The sequence below is a fragment of the Soonwooa purpurea genome (assembly GCF_053891095.1).
The window spans coordinates 209,852-219,217 of record NZ_JBSSMA010000005.1; the positions used below are offsets into that span (position 1 = coordinate 209,852).

Here is a 9,366-nt window from a genome sequence, read left to right on the forward strand (position 1 = left end):
ATATATAAGAGGAGTTTTCCAAACGGGTGGCAGTAAAATCTTGCCACCATTGGAAATCTCAATTAAAAAACAGAATCAAAATTTAACAAAAAATAAATTACAGCTATGAAAAAAAAGACACTTATTTTATTATTAGCTACAGTTTCTACAGTTGCATTTTCACAGGTAGCAATCGGAAAAGCAGCAATTACAAAACTATCTGATAATGTAACTCCTAATCCGGGAATTTCTTTAGAATTTGGTTCAGATACAACCGAAAAAAAGGGAATTGTTCTTCCTTGGGTGACAGGAACCAGTAATTCTTCTCCTTTTATTACAGGATATGCAGGAAGTAACACAGTGGTAGACGGAACAATCGTTTATGACACATCTGATCACAAAGTAAAATATAAAAAAGCAGGAACTTGGTTTGATTTGTCTGTAGATACTAATGGAACTGCAATTACCACCTTGCAAGATTCTAAAACAGAACTTACTAGTGCAAAAGCAGCAATAGGTAAAGATGGCGCTACAGATACAACACCAGGGATATTGGTATTAACAGATACAGACAAGGCAATGATTTTACCAAAAGTAGCAGAGCCACATCTTAATATTAAGAATCCCGCAGCTGGTATGTTGGTTTATGATACCACCAATAGACAACTGGCGGTTTTTAATGGTAAGAATTGGTCGTTTTGGAAGCCTTAAACATAAGTTAATCGATACTGCCTTCGGTCTAAAAATGTCAAATGTGTTTTTTAGAGATCTTTCAGATTTCTTTTTTCTTTTTTAGCTGAAGGCTTTTTAAAATTAATCCAAAGAATAATATTTGAGATTAGCCATCAATGATTTTTAGGTAAAACAAAATGTTCATCAATTATAAAATATTATTCAGGAATCACATATCGAAATTACTATGACATTAAATGATTTTTCAGATAAATATTTTGATCAGAATGATTTTTTAGATTCAAAAGACAGAGAAAAACTTTTAGAACTGGTTCAATTTGTCACTATTCCAAAAGATAAAATCTTACTTCATAGAGGTGAACAGATAAAACAGGTAGGAATAATTCTAAAAGGACTAATAAGAGTTTATAATAAGAATAATAGAACGGTTTGGTTTGTGCAAAATAATGGAATTTATGGATCAATAGATACTTTAGCTCTTGATCGCGCTTCATCCCTCACTTTTGAAACATTAGAAGAGACGAGTATGTTTTTGCTAAACTATGATGATTTAGAAGAAGCAATTATATCATATCCGAATATTGCCAGCTTGCTTCTAATGTACTGGAAAAGAACAGCGGTAGAAATTTACCGTAATTTTTATACATCTTTAAGCTTATCTCCAGAAGAAAAGTATTTAGAAATTTTGCAAAAAAATCCTCAATTAATTTTAAATGTAAAATCAAAAGATCTTGCTTCTTATTTAGGAATTCATCCTACCTCATTAAGTAGATTAAAAAGAAGATACTTCGTTTCAAAAGAAAATAAAGATTGATATACTGCGTGTTCTCATCTTTTGTTTATAGTGTCATTGTCTATTGCTAATAATATAAATAGCGAAAGTGTATTATTATTAATAAATAGGTTTTTTATTTGATAATAATATGTTATTATTTTATTTTCGTTGAAATATTAAAATAAAAGTTGATGAAATTTAAAATTTATTTCGAAAAAATTATTTATCAAATGAATTATAAAATGAGATCAAAAAGATTGATTAGTAATTCTTTAAATAAATTTAACCTAATAACACTAGATGAAGATGCAGAAACTTGAAAAAATCTCCCAACATAAATTTATTGAGTATAAAGAATGATTCATTCTTAGGGTAGAGTTCCCATTCAAAAGTTTCCTGTTCCGGACAAAATCTCTTAAAACAAGGCTAAATGTAAGCACCACACAGTTTCTAGGTAGCCCTACGCACCCAAAGCCTGTGACAACGGAGGTGTAAACTCCGAAAAAGATGGTAAAAAGTTATTGCAACAGCCAAAGAATAACTTTAAAAAAACAAAACATAACAATCCAACATGAAAATTTAATTAGTATGAATGCAAAATTTAAAAATTTTTTAGCATTGCTGGCAGTAGCTATATCTATTTTTAGCTATGCTCAGACGCCTACTCTTATTGCAAGTGGCACATACAAAGCTAACGGTAATGGGACCTCAGGAATACCTACAGTGAGTATAAATATACCTGCTGGGAAAAACAGAGTAATGATTATTAGCACTTTTTCCGAAAGAGTTCATAGTACATATAACAGTAATTTTGTATATAACACCGATGGAGCAACAGATGGAGATGGTGCGCATCCGATTTTTGTAAATGGTGTCTCTGGAACATTTTTATCTGCTCCTTGGTCATCTAATAAAAATATCAGTGGTAACTTGGCTACTGTAGATTTTTCTACTAATAACACAGTAAGATATGTCTCAGATGCAATGGGACTGCCTACTGGAATAGCAACTGTAACATTTACTGGGATTAATTTGCCGGAAAATTCTGGTGATGAAATGATTGTAAATGTAGCTGTTTTTGAGAATGCAAGTGCCAATCTTTCTTTACTAAGCTGGAATAACGTTACAGATTTTGATACTACACCCTTTTTAACACTATCAGGTACTACTCCTACGATTCCTGTTGGAAATACAATTGGAAATATTGTTTTCTTAGGAACTGGTGGCATTACACAATCTAAAACCGTTACATTTTCCACTGGATGGACAGCAATACAATCAGATATAGTAACTAATACAGCAGGAAGTTCTCCCTATACACTTTCTCCCAATGAACACGATGGTATAGGTTATACTACGGCTTATAGAACAATCTCTTCAGGAGACCCTAGTTTTACACTATCAAGAAGTGCTACAAATCCATCTACAGAAACTGCGTCTGCCAACTTAATTTCTATTTTGCCAATGGCAAGACCTTCTGTTTCTGGTACCGTTTATATTGACAATAATGGCTTAACAGGCGGAATAAACAATGGAGGGACAGGTGGAGGTATCTGGAACATCGCCAATGCATTATATGTAAATGCGGTAGATACCAACGGAAATGTTGTGGCTACAGCATTGGTTAATACATCTGGAGTTTTTACATTTGCTGCAGGTGGTGCATTGATAGAGGGCGATGTTATCAAATTTCAGTTAAGTAAAACACAGGGTACAGTAGGGCAACCTGCTCCAGTAAAAGAGTTGCCTGTAGGTTGGGGCACCGTGGGTGAAAGTACCACTAACGGAACTAGTGACGGAACTATTAATGGTGAATTTACCCTAACCATTGGTACTGTAAACAGCCCGAATAATACTACCAATAGATTTGGTGTTACTGCTTGTGCTGCAGGAACAGTGGCGCCAACAGTGGAAAATCTTTTCATCAATTGTCCTGCTACGTTTGTAAATCTTAATACAGCTCATACAGGTACAGTTCCTGCAAGCACGTCCTTAGTATGGTTTACCAACAATACCCATACAGGTACAGCTTTATTCGGAACACAAATTACTCAGGCAGGAGCGGGTACTTATTATGCTTTTTATTATGACAGTACTAATATTTGCTACAGCCCAGCAGCTACAGTTAACGTTATTGCAAATACTATAGATTCTGATGGAGACGGAGTTCTAGACACCTGCGACCTTGATGATGATAATGATGGAATTTTAGATACCGACGAATGTGCATCATCAAATAGAATAACAAATGGAGTATTTCCTACTTCTGGATCTCTTACAGGATGGACTACAAGTGGTTCTTACTCCTTAACTTCCAGAGGTTTGGAATTCACAGCAGATAATAGTACAATTGCTACTGTAAGCCAGAGCTTAAATGGTGTTTTCGGAAATAGCAATATATATGTAAATGACATCAATTGGCTTACAACCAATACTTCTGGTGCTACCTCAACGCTTGTTACTGAATTTTTGTATAATGGTACTGTTTATGCTACCATAGACACAGGAACTGGAGTAGCGGGTAGTATTCCTACTGTTAGAGGAAATAATGGTGCTGTAACCAATATCAGTACTTTACCCTCTATTGGCTCTGCTGGTACTTGGTCTACTACCAATACAGATTTGATTATAACTTTACCTCCAAATATTTCTTCAGCCAGTGGTACTTTTCAAATCCGTTTCAGAGCAGGAACAAGTGGAAATTCAGTAGATGATATAGCAATTGCTTCTGTAGGTTTTATTTCTTGTTCAGACTTTGATGGTGATGGAATTCCTAATTTTCTGGATTTAGACAGTGATGGCGATGGCTGTCCGGATGCGGTAGAAGGATCTGGTAATTTTAATCCAACTACTACAGCTTCAGGTACGCTTACATCTCAATCTCCAAATATCAATTTTGGAACAGCGGTAGATGCTAATGGTATTCCTACAACAGTTGGAGCAAGCGGACAAGGTATTGGAGACTCTTTAGACACCTTAAAAGATTGTAAAGATTCTGATGGAGATGGTATTCCGGATTGGCAAGATCTTGATGATGACAATGATGGTATTTTGGATTGTGTGGAAAACGGCCTCAACACTACGGTTGATAAAATTTTTAAAGCCAATAATAGCGCTACCTTAATTACAAGCCCTTCTACAGGACCAGTACATCAATTTAGATTAACAAATGGAGGCTCTCAAAACGGACAGATTTGGTCTTATGGAAAGGTAGATTTTACAAAAAGTTTTTCTTTACCTATGAAGGCATTATTATCTGATGCCGATGGTATTGCCATTGTTTTCCATAACAGTCCGGCGGGTCAGCTAGCAGGAGGAACGAATGGTCAAGGTTTAGGGGCAAGAGGAATTGCCAATGGAATTGCTTTAGAATTAGACACTTTTGAAAATGGTTGTGTAAATGATCCAAATAACGGCGGAAACTGTGACCCTTCTTTAGATCACGGAAGCATCAGAACTACTGCTGGTTGGGTTGGCACAGGCAAATTAGCAGGAGACGTTCAATTAGGAGACGGAACGGTAGATGACGGGCTTTGGCACAATGTTGTAATCAATTGGAATGTTGCAACCAGAAACCTTTCTTATACATTTGACGGCGTTCCTGTTACCAATTATACTTTTCCAACAACAGGTGCTAATGCTATCGAAACTATTTTAGGTGGAAATTCAGCGTATTTTGGATTTACAGCTTCCACAGGTGGAGCAGGTAATAATAATTCTGTAGGTTTTGATGATTTATGTGCTTTACCGTTAACATTAGATTTTGATAATGACGGTATTTCTAATCATTTAGATTTAGACAGCGACGGAGATGGCTGTACAGATGCTATAGAAGGCGCAGGAAGCTTTACAACTTCCCAGTTAGCTACAGCATCAGGAAATATTTCATCTCAAAATCCTAATCAAAATTTTGGGATCGATGTTGATTCTAATGGTGTACCAACATTGGCTGGTGCTAGTGGACAAGGGGTAGGTCAATCTCAGGATATCGGTAAAAATGACTGTTTAGATAGCGATAATGATGGCGTTCCAAATTGGTTAGATCTTGATTCAGACAATGACGGAATCCTTGATATTGATGAAAATTGTACAGGATTTTTAGCTCAAAATACAAATGGTACATGGAAAGGCGATACAAATTCTAATCTTACAGTAAGTTTAGGTACATCCACTACTCAAACCGATAGTAATTCTTTTAATGATGGTAAACATTATTATTACGTTAATAATAGTGGTGCCGAAAGGAGATATGTAGTGAGTGGCAATTTTAACAACTTTACCTATACCTTTAGCACGCCTGTTAAAGCCAAAGAAATAGCTTTCTATTTAACTGATCTAGATCCTGAAGGCAGTTTAAGTTCTTCTGTTAGTTTTAAAGTAGATGGTGGAAATCCTAATGGAAAATTTACATCACTAATAGTGTATGGTTTATCTGCAACAGATCCTTATTTAAATTATAATCCTATTACGGGTGTGATGACTCACGATGGAACAAATAATCAAAGAATTTTACTTAAAGGGCAAGGTGACTCTTTGGTAAGTAGTATTACCATAAATAGTACAAATATAAACTCTGGAGATTCCGTAGCGTTTTCTTTGTTTGCATTAAAAACCTGCGATACAGATCAGGATGGCATTTCAAATGATTTAGATTTAGATTCAGACGGAGACGGTTGTCCGGATGCCATAGAAGGCGATGCTGCATTTACAACACCCAATCTCGTAAATTCATCAATGCCTGGAGGAAACACAGGAGGCAGTTATACTGGTACAGCAGGACCAGTAACAAGCAACTTAGGAAATACTGTTGGAAACACGCCAACCACAATGGGAGTTCCAACAATTGCAGGAACAGGACAAGGTGTAGGAGGTTCAAAAATCGCAACCAACTATAGTCAGTGTTTAGATTCTGATGGTGATGGTATTCCTGATTGGCAGGATCTGGATGATGATAATGATGGAATTTTGGATACCGCAGAAATTTGTAAATCTGCTATTAGTACCGATTTTTATAGTGGACAAAGCGCCACTGTAAATACTGTAAGTGGTATTAAGGTAGTTCCTACAACGGCAACAATAACCCCTGCTATTACAGGTTATTCCATCGGTTGGCATATGGGCAACGCTACTGCAGCTGTAGGTAAAGAAATGTCTATCAATTTTAGTAATCCTGTCTATTTTGCAAATGATAACATAGATTTTACTCTGGGAGGCATGGATGCTAATTCAAAATTTGGTAATTTCTTCGTTGTATATGAAGATGGCACAAGACAAAGTAATTTAAATTTAAGTTTAGCAAGTGTATCACCAACAGGTAATCTAATCCTTTCAACAATAAATGGAGCAATGGCGGTAGAGTCATCAGGAGGTCAGGCATCAGCAAACCTTACTCTTCTTGCTATCGACAGAACTAAACGTGTTGTGAAAGTGGGTTATACGGTACATGCCCTTAATGGAGGGGCTTTTTCTGAAATTATATCGCCAAGAATACAAATAGATTGTGATATGGATGGCGATGGGATTCCTAATCATTTAGATTTAGATAGTGATGGCGATGGTTGCCCAGATGCAATAGAAGGCGCAGGTAATTTCAATCCATCTACAACAGCATCAGGAACCTTAAGTACTCAAACACCAAATATTAATTTTGGAACAAGTGTAGATGCTAATGGTATCCCAACGGTTGTTGGAGCTAGCGGACAAGCTGTAGGAGATGCACAGAACGCTAGTGTAAATTCTCAATGTAGTAGTACTTTCTGCTACAAACCAGGAATTACAGATGCAGGCAACACTTATCCTTCTAAACACGGTATTACCGCATTAGGAAGAGCAGGCGTAGAAAATGATAACTGGCCTATGGTAAGACAAAGTGCTTGGACAGTTCTGGAAGCTAAAACGAAAGGTTTTGTAGTGAACAGAGTTAAATTTAACACCAGCAATCAGCCTGTTGCTGATAACGGAACCACTTTAGTTATTACCAATCCTGTTGAAGGGATGATGGTTTATGATACTACCAACAATTGTTTGAAAGTTTATACTTCTAATGATGGGGGAACAACTTTTAATTGGTATTGTATGAGTACACAGACTTGTCCTAATTAATCATTTTATAATATAAATAATTGAGGCGGAAATATGATTCAAACAAATCATACCCGTCTCAATTATTTAAAATTAACAATCTAAAAAAATTAAAATATAGGCTAAACCTTATGTAATCCAAACTGAGCACAGGATCACAACCTGACAAGTTCAATACTTTCATAATAGAGAAGTTTTTTAATAATTTAAAAGATAATGCTAATTCTAACAATTACAGTAAGCAATAGATAAATTGTTTTTGTTCTAAAAATTTGTTGCTTATTTATACCAAAATACTACGGCACAAACTGAAGTTTCTCAAGTTATAAGACCAAGATATCGTATGAGTTGAAATAATTTTAGAAAAAAGAAGACAAATAAAAGCGGATTCAATCCGAAAAAGAAGACAAATAAATAATCAAGAAAAATTAGTAAGTTTATAACCCGAAATCCTCCTTAAGGATTGAATGAAATTTGTCCAAATTAGTTTGAAGACTTACAATTAAAATTAAGTTTTGTTTCATAGATTTAATACGTACTATTTTTTTGTGAGATTACATCTAACGAAAAAGTATTGGCGAAGTGCGGGAATTCGAAGGACTGAAAGTTCAAGAATTCAGAAACGAAACCGATGCTTTTTCACTTCTGCTAACTTACAAAAAATCGCAGAATTGAAAAGCATTCGGCGGAATATTTTTACAAAATTTCAACGTTTACAAAATCCCGCATTTTTCCAATACACTGTTAGCTGTAGTCCGAATTTACGGCTTTATTTTCACGATTTTATTCTCTTGAATTACAACAATTTCACTATTGTTTTTTCGTTTAAATTCAAGCATTTTTTCATAGGCTTTTTCAAGACCTTTTATTATTTTATTTCGTCTTTCTGTTTTAGCTTCTTTTGTCATAATAATTTTTTAATTCATTAAACTTTTCTTGATTGTGAATTGCAATATCTTCATCAAGATTTTTTTCTGCAATTAGCTCATGTTTTCCTTCCGAATTATCAAAAATCAAAACTTGATCCACAATTGGAAGATATATTTTAAAAAGATTATTGATGCCGTTTTGATAACGTCTTTCAATTACTTCTGTTGGAATATTATGTCCTCCTTCTTGAACTCTTATTTTTACTCTTTCTTTTGCCAATTCTGGGTTTTTCAGCCAAAAAAATAATAGAGTAGTATTGTATTTATTTTTTTGTGCGTTTAGAATTTTTTGCTTGTAAGTTTTTGTCGCTAAAGTTGTTTCAAATGCAAAACTTTCATTATATTCAAAAAGCTCATCTATTCTATTAAGCATTATTCTTCCTGCTTCAAAGGAAACTTTTTCAGGCTGAAATGGAGAAAGACCTTTTGCAATTTCATCAGCATTTACAAATTCTTTACAATCGAGAATTTCAGGCAAAATAGTAAAAGATGCTGTTGTTTTTCCAGCACCATTACAACCAGCAATTATGTAAAGATTTTTTTCTTTCATAATTACAAAGTTAGGATTTAATTTCTTGTTTTATAAAATTTTCTTTTGATGACGAAATTTCAAATCGGATTACAGCTAACGGAAAAAGTATTGGCGAAGTGAGGGAATTCGAAGGACTGAAAGTTCAAGAATTCAGAAACGTAGCAAATGCTTTTTCAGATTGTCTAATTTAGGTAAAAAAACAATATGAAAAGCAGTTGCGAATTTTTTTGACGAAATTTCAATTTATGATTAAACCCCGCATTTTGCAAAACCTATGTTAGCAGAAGGACTTTTATTTTATTTGTTTTATAATCCAATTCATTGTATCATTTGAATCCATTATACTCCAAGAATGTGGATGTTTCGTTCCGTTTAAC

The 9,366-nt window shown here is 34.7% G+C and carries 5 protein-coding genes; 3 read left to right on the plus strand and 2 right to left on the minus strand.

Features of this window, described 5'->3' with window-relative positions:
* Positions 1–105: 105 nt before the first annotated feature.
* From ACVFVN_RS06815 to ACVFVN_RS06825, 3 genes are all read left to right on the plus strand, one after another.
* On the plus strand, positions 106–690 hold the full coding sequence (locus tag ACVFVN_RS06815; RefSeq protein WP_456234728.1) for a hypothetical protein: 585 nt from the start codon (positions 106–108) through the stop codon (positions 688–690).
* A 208-nt stretch (positions 691–898) separates the two neighbouring features.
* Positions 899–1,486: a Crp/Fnr family transcriptional regulator gene (locus ACVFVN_RS06820; protein ID WP_165130391.1), complete on the plus strand. Its 588-nt coding sequence runs from the start codon at positions 899–901 to the stop codon at positions 1,484–1,486.
* A gap of 549 nt (positions 1,487–2,035) precedes the next feature.
* Entirely contained in the window at positions 2,036–7,549 is a 5,514-nt protein-coding gene (locus ACVFVN_RS06825) for a lectin-like domain-containing protein (protein ID WP_456234729.1), read from the plus strand.
* A gap of 740 nt (positions 7,550–8,289) precedes the next feature.
* On the opposite strand, the gene ACVFVN_RS06830 is transcribed toward ACVFVN_RS06825, so the two are convergent.
* Together ACVFVN_RS06830 and ACVFVN_RS06835 are read right to left on the minus strand one after the other, a co-directional pair.
* On the minus strand, positions 8,290–8,436 hold the full coding sequence (locus ACVFVN_RS06830) for a hypothetical protein (RefSeq protein WP_165130395.1): 147 nt from the start codon (positions 8,434–8,436) through the stop codon (positions 8,290–8,292).
* Complete coding sequence (locus ACVFVN_RS06835; RefSeq protein WP_165130396.1) at positions 8,420–9,007, minus strand: zeta toxin family protein; 588 nt, start codon at positions 9,005–9,007, stop codon at positions 8,420–8,422. Before ACVFVN_RS06835 ends, ACVFVN_RS06830 begins: the two co-directional genes overlap by 17 nt.
* Positions 9,008–9,366 lie beyond the last annotated feature (359 nt).

Coding starts and splice junctions, on each gene's coding strand:
- ACVFVN_RS06820 (WP_165130391.1), top strand. CDS start 899: ATGACATTAAATGATTTTTCAGATAAATATTTTGATCAGAATGATTTT.
- ACVFVN_RS06815 (WP_456234728.1), top strand. CDS start 106: ATGAAAAAAAAGACACTTATTTTATTATTAGCTACAGTTTCTACAGTT.
- ACVFVN_RS06825 (WP_456234729.1), top strand. CDS start 2,036: ATGAATGCAAAATTTAAAAATTTTTTAGCATTGCTGGCAGTAGCTATA.
- ACVFVN_RS06830 (WP_165130395.1), bottom strand. CDS start 8,436: ATGACAAAAGAAGCTAAAACAGAAAGACGAAATAAAATAATAAAAGGT.
- ACVFVN_RS06835 (WP_165130396.1), bottom strand. CDS start 9,007: ATGAAAGAAAAAAATCTTTACATAATTGCTGGTTGTAATGGTGCTGGA.